Raw genomic sequence first — 20,735 nt, forward strand, 5'->3', positions numbered from 1 at the left:
GCCGGGCTCCCGTCAAAGACGTCTACTTCTGCAGGTCGGTCCAGATGCGCGTATAGAGCTGCTGCACGTCGGGTTCGCAGGTGGCGAGGAACTCGCCCGCCTTCTCGAACTCGGGCGGCACGACGAGTTCCGGCGCGTCCTGCATTTCCTTCGGCATGAACTCCTTCGAGCCCTTGATGCCGTTGGCGTATTTGGCGAAGGCCGATATCAGCGCCGCATTGTCCGGCTCCATGATGAAGTTCATGAACAATTTGGCGTTGTCGACGTTCTTGGCGTCCTTCAGGATGGCCACGCTGTCCATGAAATAGGGGAAGCCCTCCTTCGGATAGCCGAACTTGATATCGGGGTTCTTGATGCGCGAGCGCATGATGGCGCCGTTCCAGTAGTAGACGCCCGCATAGTCGCCCGCCGGCAGCTTCTCCACCACGCTGTAGTCCATGGCCAGCCATTTCGGCTTCGCCTCGACCAGCTTGTCGCGCACCTTCTTGAGCAGTTCCTTGTCCTGCGTGCACCAGTCGCCGCCGAAATACTTGATGGTGGCGAACAGCACGTCGTTCATTTCCGGCGCGACGTTGATCTTGCCGACCAGTTCCTTCGGCGGATCGAGCCAGATCGCCGAGGTGTTGATGTCGCCGCCATAGACCTTGGTGTTGACGCCGATGCCCGTCAGGCCCCACTGCCACGGCACGGTGTAGTGGCGGCCTTCGTCCCACGGCACGTTGACCCAGCGCTCGTCGACGTTCTTGAAGTTCTCCATCTGGTCGGGGCGGGCCTCGAGCAGCAGGCCTTCCTTCACCCAGATCGGCACGTAGTTGGCCGAAGGCACGACGATGTCGAAGCCGTGGCCGCCGGCGCGCACCTTGGCGAGCGCGGTGTCGTTGGAATCGTAGTCGGTGATCGTCACCTTGACGTTGTATTTTTCCTCGAACTTCTTGATCAGGTCGGGGCTGGTGTAGTCACCCCAGTTGAAGATGTTGAGTTCGCCGTCCGCGGCGGCAGTGCCGGTGAAGGCGAACGCCGCGAGCGTCGCCGCAAGGGCGGTGGTCTTCCATCTCATTTTCGGTCTCCCATTGTGTTGCGATTGTTCATGGCTTGCGCCGGTTGACGAAGAAGAACACGGTGACGAGCAGGACCGACAGGGCCAGGAACACCGTGGCGATGGCGTTGATCTCCGGCGTCGTCTCGCGCCGCAGCTGGCCGAGCATGTAGGTCGGCAGCGTGTCCTGCCCGCCCGACTTGACGAATTCGGTGATGACCACGTCGTCGAGTGAGATGACGAAGGCGAGCATGAAACCGGCGATGATCGCCGGCCTTAGCAGCGGCAGCGTCACATGGCGGAACGTCCGCCAGGGGTTCGCGTAGAGGTCGGCCGCCGCCTGTTCCAGCTTCAGGTCCATGCCTTCCAGCCGCGCCCGGATCGGCAGATAGGCGAACGGGATGCAGAAGGCCGTGTGGGCGAGGACGAGGTAGCCGAGGCCGGAATAGCCGGTCCACACCTTGATGCGCGAGAACACGATCAGGAGCGCCACGGCGGTGACGATCTCGGGCACCATCAGCGGCTGGTTGATGAACGCATATTTGAAGGTCAGGCCCGGATAGGGCGGCGTGCGCGTCGTCGCCAGCGCGGCCATGGTGGCCACGACGGTCGACAGGGCAGCGGCCCACACCGCCAGCACCAGCGAACGGATCGACGCGTCCTGCACGGTCGAGTTCTGCCAGGCGGAAATGAACCAGCGCAGCGACAGCCCGTCCCAGCGCGACAGCGAATCCGCCGCGTTGAACGAATAGGCGACGAGTGCGGCGATCGGCAGGTAAAGCGCGAAGAAGGTCAGCAACGCCACGAAGCCGAAGCCGGGCTGCGCGCGGATGTCGAAGGGCCTTTTAGCCATGGCCGGCCTCCGAGCGAGAGACGTTGCGCACGTAGAACAGCAGCGCCACCATCACCAGCGCCATCAGCGTTATAGAAATGGCGGCGCCCAGCGGCCAGTTGCGGCCGGCGCCGAACTGCAATTCGATCAGGTTGCCCAGCATCATGTTCTTGCCGCCGCCGAGCACGCGCGGGATGACGTAGGCGCCGAGCGACGGGATGAAGACGAGGATCGAGCCGGCGATGACGCCGGGCTTGACCAGCGGCAGGATGATGCGCCGCAGCACCTGCCAGCGCGAGGCATAGAGGTCGTAGCCTGCCTCGATCAGGCGGAAGTCCAGTTTTTCCATCGAGGCATAAAGCGGCAGCACCATCAGCGGCAGGTAGACGTAGACCATGCCGAGCAGGATGGCGGTATCCGTGTTCATGATCTGCAACGGCCGGTCGAGGATGCCGAGCTGGATCAGCGCGGTGTTGACCAGCCCCTCGTTGCGGATCACCTGCTGCATGGCGAAGGTGCGGATCAAAAGGTTCGTCCAGAACGGGATGGTGACGAGGAAGACCCAGACCTCGCGCGTCTTCGGCGGCCGGGTGGAGATGAAATAGGCAGTCGGGAAGCCGAAGATCAGCGTCAGCACGGTGGTGTAGAAGGACAGCCGGACCGACCGCCACAGGATCGTCAGATGGGCGTCGGCGAGGCCGAGCGTGTCGTCGAAGATGTCGCGCTCGAACAGCACCGAGGTCCAGCCGTCCAGCGAAAAGGTGCCGAATTTGACATCGCCGTAGTCGCCTTTCACCATGAAGGAATAGGCCAGCATGACGAACAGCGGGCCGATCGCGGCGACGAAGATGATGATGAGCGCCGGTGCCGAAAGCAGCCAGCGGTCGCGTATGTCCTTGCGGTCTGCGGCTCGGGCGATTTCCTCGGCGCTCGCCATCGTCAGTCCTTCAGGACCTGCGCGGCGTCGGCGCCGATCAGCACCCCGGCGCGGCTGCCCTGCGTCAGTCCCTCGCCGCCGCCACGGCTGTTCTGCCGCCGCACGATGAAGGGCGAACCGTCGTCGAGCCGCAGGTGGAAATGCGTATCCGTGCCGAGATAGACGACGTTTTCCACCGTCCCGCTGAGCGAGGCGTCACCGTTCGCGGCGGCGAGCTGCGCATGCTCGGGGCGCACGACGATCGTCACCGCGCCGCTCGGCGAAAAGCCCTCCGGCAGCGAGGCGGGGATTTCGGCGCCCGACGACAGCCTCACCGTCGCACGCCCGCCTGCCGTGCCGGCGATTTCTCCCTTGAGGAAATTGCTCTCGCCGATGAAGTCGGCGACGAAGCGCTCGGCCGGGCGGTCGTAGATGTCGCGCGGTGCGCCGACCTGTAGAATTTTGCCCGCCGACATCACCGCGATGCGGTCGGACATGGTCAGCGCTTCCTCCTGGTCATGGGTGACGAAGATGAAGGTGATGCCCGTCTCGCCCTGCAGCCGCTTCAGCTCGATCTGCATGTCCTTGCGCAGCTTGTAGTCCAGCGCCGAAAGCGGTTCGTCGAGCAGAAGCACCTTGGGCTGCGGCGCCAGCGCGCGGGCCAGCGCCACGCGCTGCTGCTGGCCGCCGGAAATCTGGCTGGTGCGGCGGTTGGCGAGCTGTTCCATGCGCACCAGCTTCAGCATCTCGGCGACGCGCGCCTTCACCTCGGCCTTCGGCCTGTCCAGCATCTCCAGCCCGAAGCCGATGTTCTCGGCCACCGTCATGTGCGGAAACAGCGCATAGGACTGGAAGACGGTGTTGACCGGCCGCTTGAAGGGCGGCAGCGGCGCGATGTCGTCGCCGTAGAGCAGGATCTCGCCGGCGCTCGGATAGTCGAAGCCGGCGATCAGGCGCAGCAGCGTGGTCTTGCCGCAGCCGGACGGGCCCAGAAGCGTGAAGAACTCGTTCTCGCGGATGGGAACGGACACGGTGTCCAGCGCCACGACCGCATTTTCCCCTGCACCGAAGACCTTGCGGACGCCGCGGATTTCGATGGCATTCCTGTCGGGCACACTCCACCCCATTGCTGCGGGCCCGCTCTTGCCGGCGGATCCTGTTCCCTCTCCCGATTGTCACCACAAGCGGCGGAGCTTGGCAACCGGGCCGATCAAAATGACGACGCGCATTTGCAGGCATGTCCATGCTCCGGCCGGACGCATCGAAGACGGCGGGGCTTTGACAGTTCGGCGCGGCGCTGCTCAAAGACGGGGCATGTCGAAAGTCTTCGCCGTCCTGATCCTCGCCATGATGGTGGTCCATCTTTTCAAGCCGCTCGGCCTGCCCGGCCTCAGGCGGCGTGCCGATTTCTGGAAACTGGCGGTGCTGGCGCTGGCGGCGATCTCGCTGACGGCGGCGCTCAGCCACTGGACCTGATTCGGCTCAGAAACCGTCGCCGAGGACGAGCGGCGCCAGGTGCTCGGCCCAGGCACGGTAGCCGGCGGCCGAGGCATGGAAGCCGTCATCGGAAAACCCCGCCTGCGGATCGGTGATCGGCAGGCGCGGCACAGGCACCGCACCGCGTTCGTTGCACAGGCGCGCGCCCATGCGGTTCATTTCCTGAGCGCGGACTTCGAGGATTTTGCCGAGCAGGCCGGGCATCGCCGGCGCGCGGGTGAATTCCAACACCGGCGACCACACCAAGCGCGCCTCGGGCCACTTGGCCCTGAGCGCGTAGAGAAGCCCGCCGAAGTCCTTCTTGAAGCGCGGCGCGGAATGGAAATTCTTGGTGTCGTTGGTGCCGATGGCAAGCACGATGTGCGTCCATGGTTCGGGCGCCAGATTGGGCAGGACGAAATCGCGGATCTGGCCCGACGTCGCCGAATTGAAGCCGGCGGCGCGCCAGCGCACGGCACGTCCGGTCCGCTCGTTGAGAAGTTGGGCGAGATGGCTGGCAAGACCTTCCTCGGTGCGATCGATGCCGACCGAGGCGGCGGAGGAATCGCCCAGCACCAGAAGCGCAAGCATCGGTTCGGCGCCGGCGAGCGCATGCATCACCGGACCTTCAGCCGGCAGCATGCGCGCCGTGCGGCGGCGCACGCCAAGCCCCTGCCAGGCATAGACGGGAAAGGCGAGCCAGGTGAGCGCGGCGGCGAGGCGAGACATGAGGGCGGCGCGTCCGTTGCGGAGAACGCCGCAGCCTTACCCCATCGCCGCGCCGAGGTGAACCGCAGTCGCGACCGCACCCGGCCTCAGTGGCAGCAGCTTTCGCCGGAGCCGCTGTCGTCCTCGTACTCGTCGTGCAGCCGCACCCAGGCCATCATGCCGCGACCATCCTCGTTGCGGCCCTTGGGCACCATGTCGAGATAGTCGTAGGCGGTGATCAGCGGTTCGCCGCCGCGCGCCCGCGTCGTGAAGGTGAGGAAGATATTGCCCTGGTCGTCCCTGAAGAAAACGCTGGCGCCCGGCAGGTCGCGCGAGGTGAACGCCTTCTTCTCGAAATTGTAGACCGTCTCGCCCTCGGCGATCTGCCCGGCGGTGAAAGACACCTGCAAGTCGAAGTTGAAGTCGCTGGCATAGGACGACACCCAGTCGAACTTCCAGCCCATGCGCCGCTTGTAGGGCAGGAGTTCGGCCAGCGGCGCGCGCGCCGCAACGACCAGCGACACGTCGTTGTGCCTCAGGTGCTGCTCGGCGCCGTCGATATGGTCGGCCAGCAGTGAGCAGCCCTCACAGCGGTAGTCGGCACCGGGCGGAAACATGAAATGGTAGACGATGAGCTGGCTGCGGCCCTTGAACAGGTCGGCCAGATATTCGGGACCGCGTTCCGTCTCGAACACATAGTCCTTGCGGATTTTCAGCCACGGCAGGGCGCGCCGCTCGGCGGCGATCCTATCGCGCAGGCGCGCCAGTTCCTTCTCGCGCTTGAGATGCTCCTTGTGTGCGGCGAACCATTCGGATTGGGGAACGATCTTGTTCTTCGACATCGAAAACTCCTTCCTTTGTCGTCATGACGTTCGGGAAGGGCGATTTGCGACAATGGAACGAAAAAATTCGGGATGCTGGAAAAGAAAAAGCCGGGCGCAAGGCCCGGCTTCGTCATGCTGCATTCGCTCGTCGGCGCGAGCGGCTATGCCTTCACGCTGGAGGCGTCGAAAATGCTGTCGATCGCCGACGCCAAGGCCGCGTTGAACTCGGCGTCGCTCTGCTGCGCAGTCAACCCCTCGGTCAGCGCGCGCGAGAAGGAGGCGATCATGCCGACATTGTGCCTGAGCTTGTCGTTCGCCTCGTCGCGGGAATAGCCGCCCGACAGCGCGACCACGCGCATGACGCGCGGATCGTCGATCAGCGGCTTGTAGAGGTTCGGTTTCGTCGGCAGCGTCAGCTTCAGCATGACCTGCTTACCGGCCGGCACCTCGTCGAGATGCTTCTTGATCTCGCCGAGCAGGATGTCCTCGGCTTCCGCCTTGTCGGGGATCGAGATCGTGACTTCCGGCTCGATGATCGGCACGAGACCATGCGACAGCACCTGCCGGCCGACCTCGAACTGCTGGGCGACGATCGCCGCGATGCCTTGTCGGTTCGCCGCGTCGATGACCGAACGTTCCTTGGTGCCGAAGATTCCCTTGGCGACGGCACGCTTCAAGAGCGCGTCGAGGTCCGGCATCGGCTTCATCAGCTTGACGCCGTCCTTCTCGTCGGCCAGGCCCTTGTCGATCTTCAGGAAGGGCACGACGTGGCGCTTTTCCCAAAGGTACTGCGCGGTCGGGATGCCGTCGATGTCGCGGTCCATCGTCTGCTCAAACAGGATCGCGCCCATGATCTTGTCGCCTGTGAAGGCGGGCGCCTTGATGATGCGCGTGCGCATCTGGTGGACGAGGTCGAACATCTCGGCGTCGCTCGACCAGGCGCTCTGGTCGATGCCATAGAGCTTGAGCGCCTTCGGCGTCGAGCCGCCCGACTGGTCGAGCGCCGCAATGAAACCGTCCTTGTGTGCGGCCTGCGCGGCCATGTCCTTGTTCATCTCGTTCTCCCGCATTGTCTGTCTGGCGCTTAACAGAAGAAAATTTTCGATGGAATGCCAGCAAAAACCTTGAATCGATTGAATGATATCACTTGCGATGTGGAAGTGTTTCATCCTGCCCTGCGACCGGCAAGATGAACATCGCCGCTAGGCCTTCAGCACGTCCACGCCCGGCAGCGGCTTGCCTTCCATCCATTCGAGGAAGGCGCCACCAGCGGTCGACACATAGGTGAAGTCGTCGGCCACGCCGGCATGGTTCAGCGCCGCCACCGTGTCGCCGCCGCCGGCGACCGACACCAGCTTGCCCGCTTTCGTGCGAGCCGCCGCGTGCTTCGCCGCGGCAACCGTCGCGGCGTCGAAGGGCGCGATCTCGAAGGCGCCGAGCGGACCGTTCCAGACCAGGGTGGCGGCGCGGTCGATCCACTGGTTGACCGCCTCGACGGTCTTCGGCCCGACATCGAGGATCATGGCGTCGGCCGGCACCTCGGCGATGGCGACCGTCTCGCTCGCCGCGCCCGCCTTGAACTCGCGCGCCACCACGCCGTCGACAGGCAGGATGAGGGCGCAGCCCGCTTCGGCCGCCTCGATCATGATCTGCTTGGCGGTGCCGGCGAGATCGTGCTCGCACAGCGACTTGCCGACATCGGTGCCGCGCGCGGCCAGGAACGTGTTGGCCATGCCGCCGCCGATGACCAGCGCGTCGACTTGTCTCACGAGGTTCATCAACAGGTCGATCTTGGTCGACACCTTGGCGCCGCCGACGATGGCGACGACCGGCTTGACCGGATTGCCGAGGCCCTTTTCCAGCGCCTCCAGTTCGGCCTGCATGGTGCGACCGGCGAAGGCCGGCAGAAGGTGCGCTAACCCTTCGGTCGAGGCGTGCGCCCGGTGCGCGGCCGAGAAGGCGTCGTTGACGTAGAGGTCGCCGTTGGCGGCCAGCGCCTTGCTGAAATCGGGATCGTTCTTTTCCTCGCCCTTGTGGAAGCGGGTGTTCTCCAGCAGCAGGATATCGCCGTTCTTCATCTTCGCCACGGCGTCGGCGGCCTCCTTGCCGATGCAGTCGGCGGCGAAGGCGACCGGCCTGCCGACAATGGCCTCGACGGCGTTGACGATGGGATCGAGCGAGAATTCCGGCGACGGCGCGCCCTTCGGCCGGCCGAAATGCGCCAGCAGGATGACCTTGGCGCCCTTCTTCGACAGTTCGTCGAGGGTCGGCACGATGCGCTCGATGCGGGTCGTGTCGCTGACCTTGCCGTCGGCGACGGGCACGTTCAGATCGACGCGCACCAGAACGCGCTTGCCGGCGATGGCGCCGATGTCGTCCAATGTCTTGAAACCAGCCATTTCCGATCCTTCCTGAAAGCCGCCGGACCATACAAGGCCCCGCGCACGATGCAAGATCGTGTCCGGCGGTTGACGAAAATCGCTCAGGCGGCGGTGCCCAGCGGCGTGTCGGACGGGTCTTCCGGCGCATCGTCGTTGGACGGCTGGGGCCGCTCCGGCGCCGCCTCGCGTGCCGGTCCCGGCGGCGCCTTGTCAGACGCAGCCGCCTTCAGCTGCCTGCGCGCGGCAAGCCAGGCTTTCAGCCGGTCCCGGATCTCGCCGGCGCTGAGGAAGACCGGCACGCGCGCCACCGGCGCGGTCGGCTCGAAGGAGAGGCCGAGCGCCGTGATCCGGCCCTTGTCGTCGACGTCGCGCACGATCAGCTCGACCGGGCCGATGGAGACGCGGTCGGCATACTCTGCCTTGCCGCCCAGCCGTTCGAGCACCAGCGCCGCGACCGTCAGCTTGCGGTCCTCCTCGCCGAGGCCGACGGAATAGGCGCTGTCCAGTTCCGCCGCCGGCCGTGCCGGATCGACGGCGAAGGCGCCGAAGAAATCGGCGTCCTCCGGATCGACCGCCGCCCGGCTGGCGAACAGCTTGTCGAGCAGTTGCGGATAGCGGTCGGGCACGAAGATGTAGACATAGTCACCGGCCGTCACCCGGCCGACGTCCTGGAAGCGCATGGCGCGCCCCTCGCGCACCACCAGCGAGGGTCGTGCCCAGCGCGGAATGCGTTCGCCCCGCGCCACCGGGCTGCCAGGCACGATCCTGTAGGCGAGCAGTTCGTGGCGGGCGGCGCCCGGCAGTTCGAGCTGAACCTTGTCGAGCGGGCCGATGCGGGCCGGCACGATGAGGCCGAGGCGCCGCGCCAGCGGCCCGACCGTCCAGCCCTGCACCACCAGCGACACCAGCACGATGATGAAGGCGGAATTGAAGATCAGCCGTCCGTGCTCCAGCCCGCCGAGCAGCGGCGTGATCGCAAGCAGGATGGAGACGGCGCCGCGCAGGCCCACCCACGACACGAAGGCGACTTCCGGTCGCGGCAGGCGGAAGGGCATGAGACAGAGCCAGACGGCGAGCGGGCGGGCGACGAACATCAGGATGAGCCCCAGCGCCACCGCAGGCAAAAGCAGCTCGGGAAACTGCGAGGGCGTGGCGAACAGGCCGAGGATCAGGAACATGATGATCTGCGCCAGCCAGGATATGCCGTCCTGGAAGCGCTTCAGCACGGTGACGGCGCGGATGTCGGAATTGCCGGCGACCATGCCCGCGAGATAGACGGCGAGGAAGCCGGAACCGCCGATGGCGCCGGCCGCGGCGAACACCATCAGCGACAGGGTGATGACGAAGATCGGCAGCAGGCCGGAATCGAGCTGCAGCCGCTCGACCAGCCTGACGATTCCCATGCCACCGAGCAGGCCGACGACGGCGCCGAGCCCCATCGAGACGAAGAAGCCGAGGATCAGGTCGGTGACCAATACCTTGGCTTCCGGGTTGGCGCCGGCGGCGATCACCTCGACCAACGTGATGGTGAGGAAGATGGCGATCGGGTCGTTGGTGCCGGATTCGACTTCGAGGATGGAACGGACGCGCTCGCGCAGGTTGATCTCGCCGGCGCGCAGCAGGAAGAACACGGCCGCCGCGTCGGTGGAGGCGACCGAGGCGCCGAGCAGGAAGCTCTCCAGCCAGCCGAGATGGAGCAGGTAGAAGGCGGCGACGCCGAAGATGCCGGTGGTGAGCACGACGCCGACGGTCGCCAGCGACAGCGCCGGCCCCGCCGCCTGCTTCATCACCTTGAGCGGCGTGCCGAAGCCCGAATCGAACAGGATGACCGCCAGCGCCAGCGAGCCGGCAAAATAGGCGAAGCGGGCGTTGTCGAACTCGATGCCGAGGCCGTCGCTGCCCGACGCCAGGCCGATGCAGAGGAACAGAAGCAGCAGCGGGGCGCCGAAACGGAAGGCGATCAGGCTCGAAAACGCGGCGGCGACGACCAGGCCGGTGCCAACCAGCGTGACGAGATAGATCGCATGTTCCATGCGCTATGGGCCCCCTCCGAAATCTGCGCTTGTGGATTTACTTCAGAGTGGGGCGAAGGCGTGGCCAGTGCAAGGCGACGTTATGTTTTTTGTTTCCGAACGCCGGATTTTTTGCAGGGAACACAAACGAAAACGCCCGGCAAATTGCCGGGCGTCTCCCATTCTCGAAAACTTCAGCCCGTTCAGGCGATGGTCTTGGCGAAGGTCGCCGTGACGTCAGCCATGCGGTTCGAAAAACCCCATTCGTTGTCGTACCAGCCGAGGATGTTGACGAAGTTGCCGTCGATCACCTTGGTCTGGTCGAGAAGGATCGTCGCCGAATGCGGATCGTGGTTGAGGTCGCTCGAAACCAGCGGGGCGCGGGTGTAGGTCATGACGCCCTTGAGCTTGCCGTCGGAAGCGGCGATCAGCGCGTCGTTGACCTCCTGCACCGTCGTGTTGCGGCCGGCGACGAACTTCAGGTCGACCAGCGAGACGTTCGGCGTCGGCACGCGGATGGAGATGCCGTCCAGCTTGCCCTTCAGTTCCGGCAGGACGAGGCCGATCGCCTTGGCAGCGCCCGTCGAGGTCGGGATCTGCGAAAGGGCGGCGGCACGGCCGCGGTAGAGGTCCTTGTGCATGGTGTCCAGCGTCGGCTGGTCGCCGGTGTAGGAATGCACCGTCGTCATCATGCCCTTCTCGAGGCCGACGAGGTCGTTCATCACCTTGGCCATCGGCGCCAGGCAGTTGGTGGTGCACGAGCCGTTGGAGATGACGATGTGGTCCTTGGTCAGCTTGTCCTGGTTGATGCCGTAGACGACAGTCAGGTCAGCGCCGTCGGCGGGAGCCGAGACGATGACGCGCTTGGCGCCGGCGGTCAGGTGGGCGGAGGCTTTTTCCTTGGACGTGAAGATGCCGGTGCATTCCAGGGCGATGTCGACGCCGAGGTCCTTCCACGGAAGCTGCGCGGGATCGCGCACGGCGGTGACCTTGATCTTGCCCGAGCCGATGGAGATGGTGTCGCCGTCCACCTTCACCTCATGCGGGAAGCGGCCGTGAACGCTGTCGTAGCGCAGCAGGTGCGCGTTGGTCTCGACCGGGCCGAGATCGTTGACGGCGACGATGTCGATGTCCTTGCGGCCGGATTCATAGACGGCGCGCAGGATGTTGCGGCCGATGCGACCGAAACCGTTGATGGCAACTCTGACAGTCATGTGCTTCTCCTGGGCGGCGGTAACCGCCGGTTCTGTGCACCGGCCAGGCCGGCGCGGGTTTCAACCCTGTGGCGCCGCGGGCCGAGGCCTCACGGCGCCGGAACTCACTTGCCGGCGAGCCGCGCCTGCGCCGCCTTGGCAGCCGCTTCCGCCGTGATGCCGAAATGCGGGTAGAGCTGCTCGATGGTGCCGGAGGCGCCGAAGCCGGTCATACCGACGAAGATGCCATCGGTGCCGATGATTTCGTCCCAGCCCTGGCGGATGGCGGCCTCGATGCCGACTTTGACGCGCGCCTTGCCGAGGATCTTTTCACGGTAGGCCTTGTCCTGCGCGAAGAACAGCTCGAAGCAGGGCACGGAGACGACGCGGGTCGGGTGCCCCTTCTCCTGCAGGAGCTTGCGGGCACCGAGCGCGATCTCGACCTCCGAACCGGTGGCGAAGATCGAGACCTCGGCTTCGCCGCCCTCGGCCGAAGCCAGTTCGTAGGCGCCCCTGGCGCAAAGGTTTTCCGCCACGAACTCGGTGCGCAGCGCCGGCAGGTTCTGCCGCGTCAGCGCCAGCGTCGACGGCGTCTTCTCGCTTTCCAGCGCAAGCTGCCAGCATTCGGCCGTCTCGGTGGCGTCGGCCGGGCGGAAGACGTTGTGGTTCGGAATGGCGCGCAGGGCCGCCAGATGCTCGATCGGCTGGTGCGTCGGCCCGTCTTCGCCGAGCCCGATGGAATCGTGCGTCATGACGTAGATGGAGCGGATGCCCATCAGCGAGGCGAGCCGCATCGACGGCCGCGCATAGTCGGTGAAGCACATGAAAGTGCCGCCGTAGGGGATGATGCCGCCATGCAGCGTCAAGCCGCTCATGGCCGCCGCCATGCCGTGCTCGCGGATGCCGTAGTGGACGTAGCGCTGGCCGTAGTCGTCCGGCGTGATGTTCTTGGTCTGGCTGGTCTTGGTGTTGTTGGAGCCGGTCAGGTCGGCCGAACCGCCGATCGTCTCGGGCAGGAAGCCGTTGATGACCTCCAGCGCCATTTCCGACGACTTGCGGGTGGCGACCTTCGGCTTGTCGGCGGTCAGTTTCTTCTTGTAGTCGGCGATCACCTTGTCGAGGCCGGGAAGCAGCTTGCCGTCCATGCGGCGCTCGAACTCGGCCTTTTTGTCCGACTTGGCGAGGCGGCTTTCCCACTCGGCGCGCGGCTTGGAACCGGCCTTGCCGGCCTCGCGCCAGGCGGCAAGAATATCGGCCGGGATCTCGAAGGGAGCGTCGGTCCAGTTGAAGAATTTGCGCGCGCCGGCGATTTCCTCCGCACCCAGCGGCGAGCCGTGCGCCTTGTTGGTGCCGGCCTTGGTCGGCGCGCCGAAGCCGATGGTCGTCTTGCAGGCGATCATCGTCGGCTTGTCGGAATGGCGGGCCGCCTCGATGGCGTAGGCGATGGCTTCCGGGTCCATGCCGTCGATATGCGTGGCGTTCCAGCCCGACGCCTGGAAGCGGGCGACCTGGTCGGTGTTGTCGGCGAGCGAGACCGGGCCGTCGATGGAGATGTTGTTGTTGTCCCAGAAGACGATCAGCTTGTTGAGCTTCAGGTGCCCGGCCAGCGAGATCGCTTCCTGCGAGACGCCTTCCATCAGGCAGCCGTCGCCGCAAAGCACATAGGTGTAATGGTCGACGAGGTCGTTGCCGAAGGCGGCGTTCATGATGCGCTCGCCGAGCGCGAAGCCGACCGAATTGGCGATGCCCTGGCCGAGCGGCCCGGTGGTCGTCTCGATGCCGGCGGCATGGCCGTATTCCGGGTGGCCGGCGGTGCGCGCGCCGAGCTGGCGGAAATTCTTGATATCGTCGATCGTCATATCCTCGTAGCCCGTCAGGTAGAGCAGCGAGTAGAGCAGCATCGAGCCGTGGCCGGCCGACAGGATGAAGCGGTCGCGGTCGGCCCAGTGCGGCGCCTTGGGATCGAATTTCAGGAAGCGCGTGAACAAAACGGTGGCGATGTCGGCGCAGCCCATCGGCAGGCCCGGATGGCCTGAATTCGCCTTCTCGACCGCATCCATGGACAGAAAGCGAATGGCGTTCGCCATCCGGTCGTGTTGTTCGCGCGAAACCATGGTTTCCTCCATGTAGACGGGTCGGGGCAGACGATAGGGAAGGCTGGCGCGACACATAGCAGGCCGGCGGCCTGAGTCAATAAAACCTAAATCGATTTAAATAAGGATCGCGCCGGTAAACTTGTCGCATTGTCCGCTCAATTCGGCCTTTGCGGGGGATAGTGGACGCGGCTTGATTGACGTTTGTTTCATCCGCCGCCTAATGTTTCGCACTTAACGCGTTCTGAACACGCGCGATTCGGTGATGGGGAGAGGCCCCGACGGAACCATGACCGGCGAAACCACGCTCAAGGAAGTCATCGCAAGGCTCGGCAAGGCCATGGAAGGCCTGGAAAACGTCGTCGCGGAACGGCTGGAGCACGAACGCGACTATTCCGAGGCCGAGGCGGAAGTGCAGCGCATGAACGCCGACCGTTCGCGGCTGGCGCAGGAACTCGACAATTCCGAAGCGCGCGCCGAACGGCTGGAAGACGCCAACAAGGAAGTGTCGCGCCGGCTGGTGACCGCCATGGAAACCATCCGCGCCGTTTTGGACAGGTGAGGTCATGGCGCAGGTTACCGTTTCCATCGACGGCAAGCAGTACCGCATGGCCTGCGACGAGGGGCAGGAAGAACACCTGATCGACCTCGCCCAGCGCTTCGACCGCTACGTCTCGCACCTGAAGGATTCGTTCGGCGAGATCGGCGACCAGCGGCTCACCGTCATGGCCGGCATCATGGTCATGGACGAACTGTCGGAACTGCAAAAGCGCATCAAGGGCATGGAGAGCGAGGTCCAGACGCTGCGCAAGACGCGCGACGACGCACTGACCAAGGCCGACAAGAACGACGCCGCGCTGACCGGCGCGCTGGGCGCGCTCGCCCAGCGCATGGAGGACCTTGCCGGCACGTTGGCGGTGCGCAAGGCCGCCCAGTAGCGTCTCGACCGCGATAAATTTTCACGGATCGTCGCTTTCCCGGAAATCCATACCGGAAACAGCCCTTGCCGCTGTCGGAAATTTCCTTCCGTCGGCTTTTGCGCTAGTCTTATGATCAGGGTCGAGCGATGCCGCCGGCATCCGCGTCCTCTTCACATCCAGCAGCGGGGAAGTCCCATGAGCCTTCGTATCAACGACATCGCACCGGATTTCACGGCCGACACCACCGACGGCCCGATCCATTTCCACGACTGGATCGGCGACGGCTGGGCCGTGCTGTTCTCGCATCCCAAGGATTTCACGCCGATCTGCACGACCGAGCTCGGCACCATGGCTGGCCTCAAGGGCGAGTTCGACAAGCGCAACGCCAAGATCGTCGGCATCTCGGTCGACCCGGTTGAAAGCCACGTCAAATGGAAGGGCGACATCCAGAAGGCGACCGGCCACGCCGTCAACTACCCGATGATCGGCGACAAGGAACTCAAGGTCGCCAAGCTCTACGACATGCTGCCGGCCAATGCCGGCGACAGCTCCGAGGGCCGCACGCCGGCCGACAACCAGACCGTGCGCTCGGTCTTCGTCATCGGCCCCGACAAGAAGATCAAGCTGATCCTCACCTACCCGATGTCGACCGGCCGCAACTTCCAGGAAATCCTGCGCGCCATCGATTCCATCCAGCTCACCGCCAAGTTCCCGGTCTCCACCCCGGCCGACTGGAAGCCGGGCGAGGATATCGTCATCGCCGGCTCGGTGTCCGACGAGGACGCGGTCAAGCGCTTCGGCGCCTTCGAGACCATCCTGCCCTATATCCGCAAGGCCAAGCAGCCGAGCGCCTGAGCCTCCTGCGACCGGCCGCGCGAAACCGCGCGGCCGGCTCGTTGTGCGCCGCACCATGGAATGGAGCCGGCGCCCCTTCCCGTACGTCATAAGGCATCGAGCGCCCGCTTTTGGCTGTTTACGATCCTTTAATGTTGCAATGCACAAACGCATTGCCGCTATGCAAAAGCATCTCTTCATCTCTCGATCGGGACCGCCTATCTGAGCGGCATCGAATTGATCCCAACCCGATGGAGAGAACCATGAACCTGATCCGCAGCTACAAGAACTGGCGCCGTTTCAACCAGACCGTCCGCGAGCTGAGCCGTCTCGACAACCGCGAGCTCAACGACCTGGGCATCGCCCGCGCCGACATCGAGCGCGTCGCCCGCGCCTCGATCTGAGCCGGTAACGCCGGAAAGTAGAGCCGACGCCTGGCGCGCCGAAAGGCGGCGCCGCTGGCTCCGAGCCCGCTGGACCCTGTCCGGCGGGTTTGTTTTTGCGGGGTCGATCAATCTTCCCGCCGCACGAATTCGTGAAATTCCTCCCGCTGTCCGGGCCGGTCAGCAGCGACAACCATCGCCAGCCGCGCTTCGTCGAATACTCTGAACCATTCGTCCCACTCGACCAGCTCATAGCCGCCGGCATTGGCCGGGCGCTCGGGCCGGTCGGTATCCTCATAGGCATGCTGGCCGAAGACGATGCGCAGCATCGGCTGGGTCCCGGCTTCCGGCGAAACGTCGACGACCGCCGGCGCGCCCGCACGCGCGGCGGCCCAGTCGCGGATGGTCTGGTGGTCGGTCAAAGTGACGGTTTCGGCCATGGTCTCTTCTTCCCTCCGGCTTGCCATGGGAAACGCCGGCAACGTCCGCCGGTTCCGGCGCTCCTGCCTTAACGCGTTGTTTGGGCTTGAGGTCTAGGCTGCTTGACGCGACGGCAACCGGCCAGGGCGTTCCATTGGACTCAAGACTCCTCATCGCTCTGCTCAACCCGTCCATCGCGCTGGTGCTGGCGACGGCCTTTTCCGTGCTCTGGTTCTATCAACGGCAACGGCGCTATCTCGCTGTCCTGGCGACAGGCTATGTCTGCGCGGCGAGCGGCTTCCTGCTGCAGTATTTCATCCTGCCGTTCGGCTTCACGGCCACCAAGCTCATCTCCAACATGGGCTTCCTTGCCGCGGGAAGCTGCATCGCCGGGGCCATCATCGCCCGCAGCGGCCGGCGCGTGCCCTTCGCGGCCATCGGCGTGCTTGCCCTCGGCGGACTGGCCAGCCTTTGCTGGTTCATGTTCGTCTTTTCCAACATCACCTGGCGCATCTTTGCCATCAATTTCGCCCTCGGCGGCATCAGCCTGCTGGCGGCGGCAGAACTGCGGCATGTGCGCCGCAACGGGCCGATCGAAACAGCCCTTCTGGTTTTTTCGCTCGTGGCCAGCGCCAACTTCTTCGTCCGCACGGTGCTGGTCATCGGCCTGCACGGCGCTTTCGCCGACTACGAGGATTTCTACCGCTCGACCTACTGGACGACGGCGCTGCTGTCGCACGCGGTGCTGTCCCTGCTGCTCGCGCTCACGCTGCTCAGCGCGGCCGCGCTCGACGTGGTGACGACGCTGTCGAGCGATGCGCGCACCGATCCGCTGTCCAAGCTGCTCAACCGGCGCGGCTTCGAGGAACGGGCCACCCTGCTGCTCGACCGCTGCGACCGGGCCGGCATGCCGGTCGCGCTGGTGCTGGCGGATCTCGACCATTTCAAGGCGATCAACGACATCTACGGGCACCAGGCCGGCGATCGGGTCATCGCCGACTTCGCCGGGCGCCTGCAACAGGCGGCGGGCACCCGCGGCATCGCCGGGCGGCTGGGCGGCGAGGAATTCGCGTTGATCCTGCCAGGCGTCGATCTCGCGGCCGCGCGCATGCTCGCCGAAGCCGTTCGCGTCGCCTTCTCGTCGGGCATGGTCGGAGGCCTGCCGTCCGGCGTCAGGATCACCGCCAGCTTCGGCGTCGCCTCGCGTTCGGGCAACGAGCCGCTGGAACCGATGATGCGGCGCGCCGACGAGGCCCTCTACAAGGCCAAGCAGAACGGCCGCGACAGCGTGCGCATATCCTACGAGCGGCCTCATACCGCGCCCGAATTGAAGCTGGCCGGCTGACTGCGCGAACTTCCGTCGCGTTAACCTGATCTTCGCCGCTCGATGGTTTGGTACCGTCTCGACGGGACAGACATGAGCGGCGCCAGCTTCATCCTCAGCATCAACATTGCCGTCGCCGGCTTGCTGGCGGCGGCCTTCATGGCGGTCGCCGCCTATGACGGGCGCCGCCTCGCGGCACGCTGGATGGCCGCCGCCTACCTAATCGGCATGGGCTACTATATCGTCGAACTAGCGATCCCGACGCTGCACGACGCCATTCCCGCGGTGGTGGTGGCGTTCGCGGTGCTGCTCGTCGCCACCGCCGTCTTCAACGCCGGGCTGGCGGCCAAGTACGCGGTCACAACGCCATGGCTGACCATGCTCGCCTTCGTCGCCGCCGCCACCGTCACCGTCGCCATCGTGCAGGACCTGCCGCGCCAGTCCCCGGCGCGGATGATGGCCTATCAGTTTCCCTATGCCGTCATGCAGCTGATCGGCCTGGCCATCGTCTGGGTTGGAAACAGGAAGCGCGATCCGCTCGCCCGCCTGCTGATGACGGTGCTGGCGCTGAGCGCGGCGCAGTTCGTCAGCAAGCCATTCCTTGCCGCGGCGCTCGGCGGCTGGGGCGCCAATCCGCAATCCTACAACGGCACCGTCTACGCGATGGTCTCGCAGTCGCTCGGAACGGTGTTCGCCGTGGCGATCGCGCTGCTGATCCTCGTCATCCTGGTGCGCGACGCGCTGGGCGAAGCGTCCGCGCGTTCGGAAATCGACGCGCTGTCGGGCCTGCTCAACCGTGGCGGCTTCGAACGGCAGGCCGAAACCGTCCTGCTCCGCGCCGCGCGTCACGGCATGCCGGTCTCGCTGGTGCTCACCGATCTCGATCACTTCAAGGCGGTCAACGACACCTACGGCCACGCCAGCGGCGACCGCGTCATCGAAAGCTTCGCCGCCTTCCTGCGCGAGACCGGGGTGTCCGGTCATATCGCCGGGCGCATCGGCGGCGAGGAATTCGCCGTCCTCCTGCCCGGCACCAATCTCGCCGCCGCGCGCCTGTTCGCCGAAGGCACGCGCAGTTCCTTCGGCGCCCTGCCGATCGATTCATTGCCGTTGAACCACCGCTGCACCGCGAGCTTCGGCGTCGCCGAGCTGCAGCCGCTGGAGAGCTTCCGCGACATGATGCGGCGCGCCGACGCCGCGCTCTACGAAGCCAAGAAGGCCGGCCGCGACCAGGTCAGGATCGCGGGCGAAGCAAGCGCCTTTCCAAACGGCAACGGCAACGGCGCGTCGCGAAGCGTCAGCGGCACGGGCTGAGTTCGGGCATCTCGCCGTCGGAAAGGCCGTACATGTAGCTGCGGCCCTTGACGAAGACCGGCGGCCGGTAGCAATCCCCGCCGTAGAAAGCCGCCGAGCGATCCAGATATTCCACCTTCGGCCGGCCGGCATCGACATAGGCCGAAAGCTCCCTGGCCAGCTTGCCCTCGCCGACGATGATGCGCTTGTAGCCGGCGGCGCTTTCGATCACCAGGTTGCCGAACGAATCGGCATAGACGTGGTCGCGCTCGTGAGCCGAGGCCGGCAGGACAAAGCCGGCGACGGCGGCGGCGAGCAGGGGCATTGCGAGGCGCAGGCAGATTTTCGAACGCATGGCGCGTCATCCTTTCGGGTACAGGCAGCCCCTTCGGCCCAAAGGCCGGCAGGGGAAAGCCTCCTCGAATCGACACGTTAACCTTTTCTTAACCTTTGTTAAGCGCCTGGCCGCTGCTCCGGGGCGGCTTCGCCGAATATGGTTAACGGCGGCTGCCGGCCCCGGCCGCGGCCTTGCCGGCGCCTTTTTCGTCCAGACGATGATCCGCCAGGCGTCCGGCAATCGCCCGATAATCGCTTGAGGAAAAGCCGCGCGGCCGCCTTGATCTTGCGGCGGGCGCCCGGCAATCTCGCCTTGGGAGACAGGATATGGCGATGCGCCGCACAGTCCGGGTGACGCTCGCCCTTTCGCTTATCGGCGCGCTTTCGGGCTGCGTATCGGGGTCCGGCGCGCCCGCCTCGACCGGCGCCGTCGTACCCGGACCCGGCCGGCCTCCCGCCACAGTGCTGCAGGACAATGCCTCGCAGCCGCGCACCGCCACCTACAGCTGCGCCGACGGCGGCATGATGACTATCCAGAACCTCGGCACCTCGCTGAGGCTGCTCGGCCCCGACGGGGTGACCGAGGAACTGCCGGCCTCGCCCGCCGGCCAGACCAGCCGCTACGGCCAGTCGCACGACGCCATCGTCATCGACGGCAACGAGGCGCTGGTGATGACCGGCGGCCATCCGCCGATGCCCTGCACGCGCTGACAGCGAACCGTTTCGGATATGCCAGGAGCGCCGGCAACGCCCGCGCCCGCGGCGGTTTCCACTTCAACCGTTTGAAAGCGGGCGGCGCCGTTAAATCAGACTAAATGAGCATTCCGGAACGATTTTCCGACTTTGACGCGGTGCAAAAAGAGTTCTAGAAAGCCGCTGTCCAATGTCGCGTCCGGAACGGCGATGCCGTTTTCCGCATGGCGCGGAAGGGCGCCGAACTGGGGGAGCCATGAGCCGATCACCAGCCACCCAAGGCCCTGTTTTGCGAGAGAGGCCGCTTTCGCCGCATCTGACGGTCTATCGATGGCCGATCACCATGACGATGTCGATCCTGCACCGCATCACCGGCGGCGCGCTCTATGTCGGCACGTTGCTGGTCGCCTGGTGGCTGGCCGCTGCCGCGACGTCGGAGAGCTACTTCACCTTCGTCGACGGCATCGTTCACTCGTGGTTCGGCCTGCTCGTGCTGTTCGGCTTCACCTGGGCGATGTTCCATCATCTTCTCGGCGGTATCCGGCATTTCATCTGGGATACCGGCGCCGGCCTCGAGAAGCACACCGCCTCGAAGCTCGGCTGGGCGACGATCATCGGCTCCGTCCTGCTCACGCTCGCCGTGTGGGCGGTGTATTTCGCTATCGGATGACCTGACATGCGCGACATGGAAACCCCTCTCAAGAAGGTGCGTGGCCTGGGTGCGGCGCGCGAAGGCACCGGCGGCTTCTGGCGCCAGCGCGTCTCCGGCCTTGCGCTCGCGGTGCTGACGCTGTTCGTCGTCGGCTGGATCTGGTCGCTCAAGGGCGCCGGCTTTGCCGAGGTCCGCGCTTCGCTGGCGCATCCGCTGGTCGCCATCGCCATGGCGTTGTTCATCGTCATCAGCCTCGACCACATGCGGCTCGGCATGAAGGAAATCATCGAGGACTACGCCCACAGCCAGGGCAACCGGCTGGGCCTCTCCATCCTCAACACGTTTTTCACCGTGGCGGTCGGCGGCGTCTGCCTGTTCGCCCTCGCCAAGCTTGCATTCGGAGGCTGAG

23 protein-coding genes are annotated in these 20,735 nt (G+C 65.4%); 10 read left to right on the forward strand and 13 right to left on the reverse strand.

What is annotated here, in order from left to right; translation table 11 throughout:
- Positions 1–22: 22 nt before the first annotated feature.
- From FGU64_RS13345 to FGU64_RS13360, 4 genes are read right to left on the reverse strand one after another with little or no spacing between them, the layout of a single operon-like run.
- A complete protein-coding gene (locus FGU64_RS13345; protein ID WP_139953673.1) occupies positions 23–1,057 on the reverse strand; it encodes an extracellular solute-binding protein in 1,035 nt (344 codons plus the stop codon).
- Positions 1,058–1,085: 28 nt separating this feature from the next.
- Complete coding sequence (locus tag FGU64_RS13350; RefSeq protein WP_136356803.1) at positions 1,086–1,889, reverse strand: ABC transporter permease; 804 nt, start codon at positions 1,887–1,889, stop codon at positions 1,086–1,088.
- The gene (locus FGU64_RS13355; RefSeq protein WP_136356801.1) at positions 1,882–2,805 is read right to left on the reverse strand and encodes an ABC transporter permease; all 924 of its coding nucleotides are present in this window, start codon (positions 2,803–2,805) and stop codon (positions 1,882–1,884) included. Before FGU64_RS13355 ends, FGU64_RS13350 begins: the two co-directional genes overlap by 8 nt.
- Before the next feature lie 2 nt (positions 2,806–2,807).
- On the reverse strand, positions 2,808–3,911 hold the full coding sequence (locus tag FGU64_RS13360; RefSeq protein WP_139953674.1) for an ABC transporter ATP-binding protein: 1,104 nt from the start codon (positions 3,909–3,911) through the stop codon (positions 2,808–2,810).
- A 187-nt stretch (positions 3,912–4,098) separates the two neighbouring features.
- Between FGU64_RS13360 and FGU64_RS23315 the strand changes: the two genes are divergently transcribed.
- The gene (locus tag FGU64_RS23315; protein WP_168734497.1) at positions 4,099–4,260 is read left to right on the forward strand and encodes a hypothetical protein; all 162 of its coding nucleotides are present in this window, start codon (positions 4,099–4,101) and stop codon (positions 4,258–4,260) included.
- 6 nt (positions 4,261–4,266) lie between these two features.
- On the opposite strand, the gene FGU64_RS13365 is transcribed toward FGU64_RS23315, so the two are convergent.
- The 7 genes from FGU64_RS13365 to tkt form a co-directional block, all read right to left on the reverse strand.
- Positions 4,267–4,989 (reverse strand): SGNH/GDSL hydrolase family protein, encoded by a 723-nt coding sequence (locus FGU64_RS13365; RefSeq protein ID WP_139953675.1) that lies wholly within the window; start codon positions 4,987–4,989, stop codon positions 4,267–4,269.
- Between the two features lie 86 nt (positions 4,990–5,075).
- Positions 5,076–5,810 carry a thioredoxin family protein gene (locus FGU64_RS13370; protein ID WP_139953676.1) on the reverse strand — a complete coding sequence of 245 codons (735 nt, stop codon included), beginning with the start codon at positions 5,808–5,810 and terminating at the stop codon, positions 5,076–5,078.
- 143 nt (positions 5,811–5,953) lie between these two features.
- The gene (locus tag FGU64_RS13375; RefSeq protein ID WP_139953677.1) at positions 5,954–6,847 is read right to left on the reverse strand and encodes a fructose bisphosphate aldolase; all 894 of its coding nucleotides are present in this window, start codon (positions 6,845–6,847) and stop codon (positions 5,954–5,956) included.
- Positions 6,848–6,994: 147 nt separating this feature from the next.
- Positions 6,995–8,191 carry a phosphoglycerate kinase gene (locus tag FGU64_RS13380; RefSeq protein ID WP_139953678.1) on the reverse strand — a complete coding sequence of 399 codons (1,197 nt, stop codon included), beginning with the start codon at positions 8,189–8,191 and terminating at the stop codon, positions 6,995–6,997.
- An 83-nt stretch (positions 8,192–8,274) separates the two neighbouring features.
- A complete protein-coding gene (locus FGU64_RS13385; RefSeq protein ID WP_139953679.1) occupies positions 8,275–10,206 on the reverse strand; it encodes a potassium/proton antiporter in 1,932 nt (643 codons plus the stop codon).
- A 182-nt stretch (positions 10,207–10,388) separates the two neighbouring features.
- Positions 10,389–11,399 carry a type I glyceraldehyde-3-phosphate dehydrogenase gene (gene gap, locus FGU64_RS13390; RefSeq protein ID WP_136356786.1) on the reverse strand — a complete coding sequence of 337 codons (1,011 nt, stop codon included), beginning with the start codon at positions 11,397–11,399 and terminating at the stop codon, positions 10,389–10,391.
- Positions 11,400–11,503: 104 nt separating this feature from the next.
- Complete coding sequence (gene tkt / locus FGU64_RS13395; RefSeq protein WP_139953680.1) at positions 11,504–13,492, reverse strand: transketolase; 1,989 nt, start codon at positions 13,490–13,492, stop codon at positions 11,504–11,506.
- 268 nt (positions 13,493–13,760) lie between these two features.
- Here tkt and FGU64_RS13400 point away from each other — a divergent pair, with 268 nt between their 5' ends.
- From FGU64_RS13400 to FGU64_RS13415, 4 genes are all read left to right on the forward strand, one after another.
- Positions 13,761–14,033 (forward strand): DUF4164 domain-containing protein, encoded by a 273-nt coding sequence (locus FGU64_RS13400; RefSeq protein ID WP_136356782.1) that lies wholly within the window; start codon positions 13,761–13,763, stop codon positions 14,031–14,033.
- A 4-nt stretch (positions 14,034–14,037) separates the two neighbouring features.
- Positions 14,038–14,409, forward strand: a complete 372-nt coding sequence (locus tag FGU64_RS13405) for a cell division protein ZapA (RefSeq protein WP_136356780.1) — start codon at positions 14,038–14,040, stop codon at positions 14,407–14,409.
- A 177-nt stretch (positions 14,410–14,586) separates the two neighbouring features.
- Complete coding sequence (locus tag FGU64_RS13410) at positions 14,587–15,246, forward strand: peroxiredoxin (RefSeq protein WP_139953681.1); 660 nt, start codon at positions 14,587–14,589, stop codon at positions 15,244–15,246.
- 242 nt (positions 15,247–15,488) lie between these two features.
- Positions 15,489–15,629, forward strand: a complete 141-nt coding sequence (locus FGU64_RS13415; RefSeq protein ID WP_136356776.1) for a DUF1127 domain-containing protein — start codon at positions 15,489–15,491, stop codon at positions 15,627–15,629.
- Between the two features lie 107 nt (positions 15,630–15,736).
- Here FGU64_RS13415 and FGU64_RS13420 read toward each other — a convergent pair whose 3' ends face one another.
- The gene (locus FGU64_RS13420; RefSeq protein WP_136356774.1) at positions 15,737–16,048 is read right to left on the reverse strand and encodes a hypothetical protein; all 312 of its coding nucleotides are present in this window, start codon (positions 16,046–16,048) and stop codon (positions 15,737–15,739) included.
- A 134-nt stretch (positions 16,049–16,182) separates the two neighbouring features.
- On the opposite strand from FGU64_RS13420, the gene FGU64_RS13425 reads away from it, so the two are divergent.
- Positions 16,183–17,373, forward strand: coding sequence for a GGDEF domain-containing protein (locus tag FGU64_RS13425; protein ID WP_139953682.1), 1,191 nt, complete (start codon positions 16,183–16,185; stop codon positions 17,371–17,373).
- A gap of 72 nt (positions 17,374–17,445) precedes the next feature.
- Positions 17,446–18,666: a GGDEF domain-containing protein gene (locus FGU64_RS13430; protein ID WP_139953683.1), complete on the forward strand. Its 1,221-nt coding sequence runs from the start codon at positions 17,446–17,448 to the stop codon at positions 18,664–18,666.
- On the opposite strand, the gene FGU64_RS13435 is transcribed toward FGU64_RS13430, so the two are convergent.
- Positions 18,650–19,000, reverse strand: coding sequence for a hypothetical protein (locus FGU64_RS13435; protein ID WP_136356768.1), 351 nt, complete (start codon positions 18,998–19,000; stop codon positions 18,650–18,652). The genes FGU64_RS13430 and FGU64_RS13435 overlap by 17 nt on opposite strands.
- A 314-nt stretch (positions 19,001–19,314) precedes the next feature.
- On the opposite strand from FGU64_RS13435, the gene FGU64_RS13440 reads away from it, so the two are divergent.
- The 3 genes from FGU64_RS13440 (at position 19,315) to sdhD (ending at position 20,734) form a co-directional block, all read left to right on the forward strand.
- Positions 19,315–19,692 carry a hypothetical protein gene (locus FGU64_RS13440; protein WP_348639770.1) on the forward strand — a complete coding sequence of 126 codons (378 nt, stop codon included), beginning with the start codon at positions 19,315–19,317 and terminating at the stop codon, positions 19,690–19,692.
- 238 nt (positions 19,693–19,930) lie between these two features.
- Positions 19,931–20,344 carry a succinate dehydrogenase, cytochrome b556 subunit gene (sdhC, locus tag FGU64_RS13445; protein ID WP_139953685.1) on the forward strand — a complete coding sequence of 138 codons (414 nt, stop codon included), beginning with the start codon at positions 19,931–19,933 and terminating at the stop codon, positions 20,342–20,344.
- A 6-nt stretch (positions 20,345–20,350) separates the two neighbouring features.
- On the forward strand, positions 20,351–20,734 hold the full coding sequence (sdhD, locus tag FGU64_RS13450; protein ID WP_139953686.1) for a succinate dehydrogenase, hydrophobic membrane anchor protein: 384 nt from the start codon (positions 20,351–20,353) through the stop codon (positions 20,732–20,734).
- Position 20,735: the final 1 nt, after the last annotated feature.

The sequence above is a fragment of the Mesorhizobium sp. 8 genome, from assembly GCF_006351905.1.
Taxonomy (GTDB): Bacteria; Pseudomonadota; Alphaproteobacteria; order Rhizobiales; family Rhizobiaceae; genus Mesorhizobium; species Mesorhizobium composti.

Excerpts from the sequence above, each read along its gene's own strand:
- gap (WP_136356786.1), bottom strand. The coding sequence starts at position 11,399 with ATGACTGTCAGAGTTGCCATCAACGGTTTCGGTCGCATCGGCCGCAAC.
- FGU64_RS13440 (WP_348639770.1), top strand. The coding sequence starts at position 19,315 with ATGCGCCGCACAGTCCGGGTGACGCTCGCCCTTTCGCTTATCGGCGCG.
- FGU64_RS13350 (WP_136356803.1), bottom strand. The coding sequence starts at position 1,889 with ATGGCTAAAAGGCCCTTCGACATCCGCGCGCAGCCCGGCTTCGGCTTC.
- FGU64_RS13385 (WP_139953679.1), bottom strand. The coding sequence starts at position 10,206 with ATGGAACATGCGATCTATCTCGTCACGCTGGTTGGCACCGGCCTGGTC.
- FGU64_RS13355 (WP_136356801.1), bottom strand. The coding sequence starts at position 2,805 with ATGGCGAGCGCCGAGGAAATCGCCCGAGCCGCAGACCGCAAGGACATA.
- FGU64_RS13345 (WP_139953673.1), bottom strand. The coding sequence starts at position 1,057 with ATGAGATGGAAGACCACCGCCCTTGCGGCGACGCTCGCGGCGTTCGCC.
- FGU64_RS13375 (WP_139953677.1), bottom strand. The coding sequence starts at position 6,847 with ATGAACAAGGACATGGCCGCGCAGGCCGCACACAAGGACGGTTTCATT.
- FGU64_RS13370 (WP_139953676.1), bottom strand. The coding sequence starts at position 5,810 with ATGTCGAAGAACAAGATCGTTCCCCAATCCGAATGGTTCGCCGCACAC.
- FGU64_RS13435 (WP_136356768.1), bottom strand. The coding sequence starts at position 19,000 with ATGCGTTCGAAAATCTGCCTGCGCCTCGCAATGCCCCTGCTCGCCGCC.
- FGU64_RS13415 (WP_136356776.1), top strand. The coding sequence starts at position 15,489 with ATGAACCTGATCCGCAGCTACAAGAACTGGCGCCGTTTCAACCAGACC.
- tkt (WP_139953680.1), bottom strand. The coding sequence starts at position 13,492 with ATGGTTTCGCGCGAACAACACGACCGGATGGCGAACGCCATTCGCTTT.
- FGU64_RS13430 (WP_139953683.1), top strand. The coding sequence starts at position 17,446 with ATGAGCGGCGCCAGCTTCATCCTCAGCATCAACATTGCCGTCGCCGGC.
- FGU64_RS13400 (WP_136356782.1), top strand. The coding sequence starts at position 13,761 with ATGACCGGCGAAACCACGCTCAAGGAAGTCATCGCAAGGCTCGGCAAG.
- FGU64_RS23315 (WP_168734497.1), top strand. The coding sequence starts at position 4,099 with ATGTCGAAAGTCTTCGCCGTCCTGATCCTCGCCATGATGGTGGTCCAT.
- FGU64_RS13360 (WP_139953674.1), bottom strand. The coding sequence starts at position 3,911 with ATGGGGTGGAGTGTGCCCGACAGGAATGCCATCGAAATCCGCGGCGTC.
- FGU64_RS13380 (WP_139953678.1), bottom strand. The coding sequence starts at position 8,191 with ATGGCTGGTTTCAAGACATTGGACGACATCGGCGCCATCGCCGGCAAG.
- FGU64_RS13420 (WP_136356774.1), bottom strand. The coding sequence starts at position 16,048 with ATGGCCGAAACCGTCACTTTGACCGACCACCAGACCATCCGCGACTGG.
- sdhC (WP_139953685.1), top strand. The coding sequence starts at position 19,931 with ATGAGCCGATCACCAGCCACCCAAGGCCCTGTTTTGCGAGAGAGGCCG.
- FGU64_RS13405 (WP_136356780.1), top strand. The coding sequence starts at position 14,038 with ATGGCGCAGGTTACCGTTTCCATCGACGGCAAGCAGTACCGCATGGCC.
- FGU64_RS13365 (WP_139953675.1), bottom strand. The coding sequence starts at position 4,989 with ATGTCTCGCCTCGCCGCCGCGCTCACCTGGCTCGCCTTTCCCGTCTAT.
- sdhD (WP_139953686.1), top strand. The coding sequence starts at position 20,351 with ATGCGCGACATGGAAACCCCTCTCAAGAAGGTGCGTGGCCTGGGTGCG.
- FGU64_RS13410 (WP_139953681.1), top strand. The coding sequence starts at position 14,587 with ATGAGCCTTCGTATCAACGACATCGCACCGGATTTCACGGCCGACACC.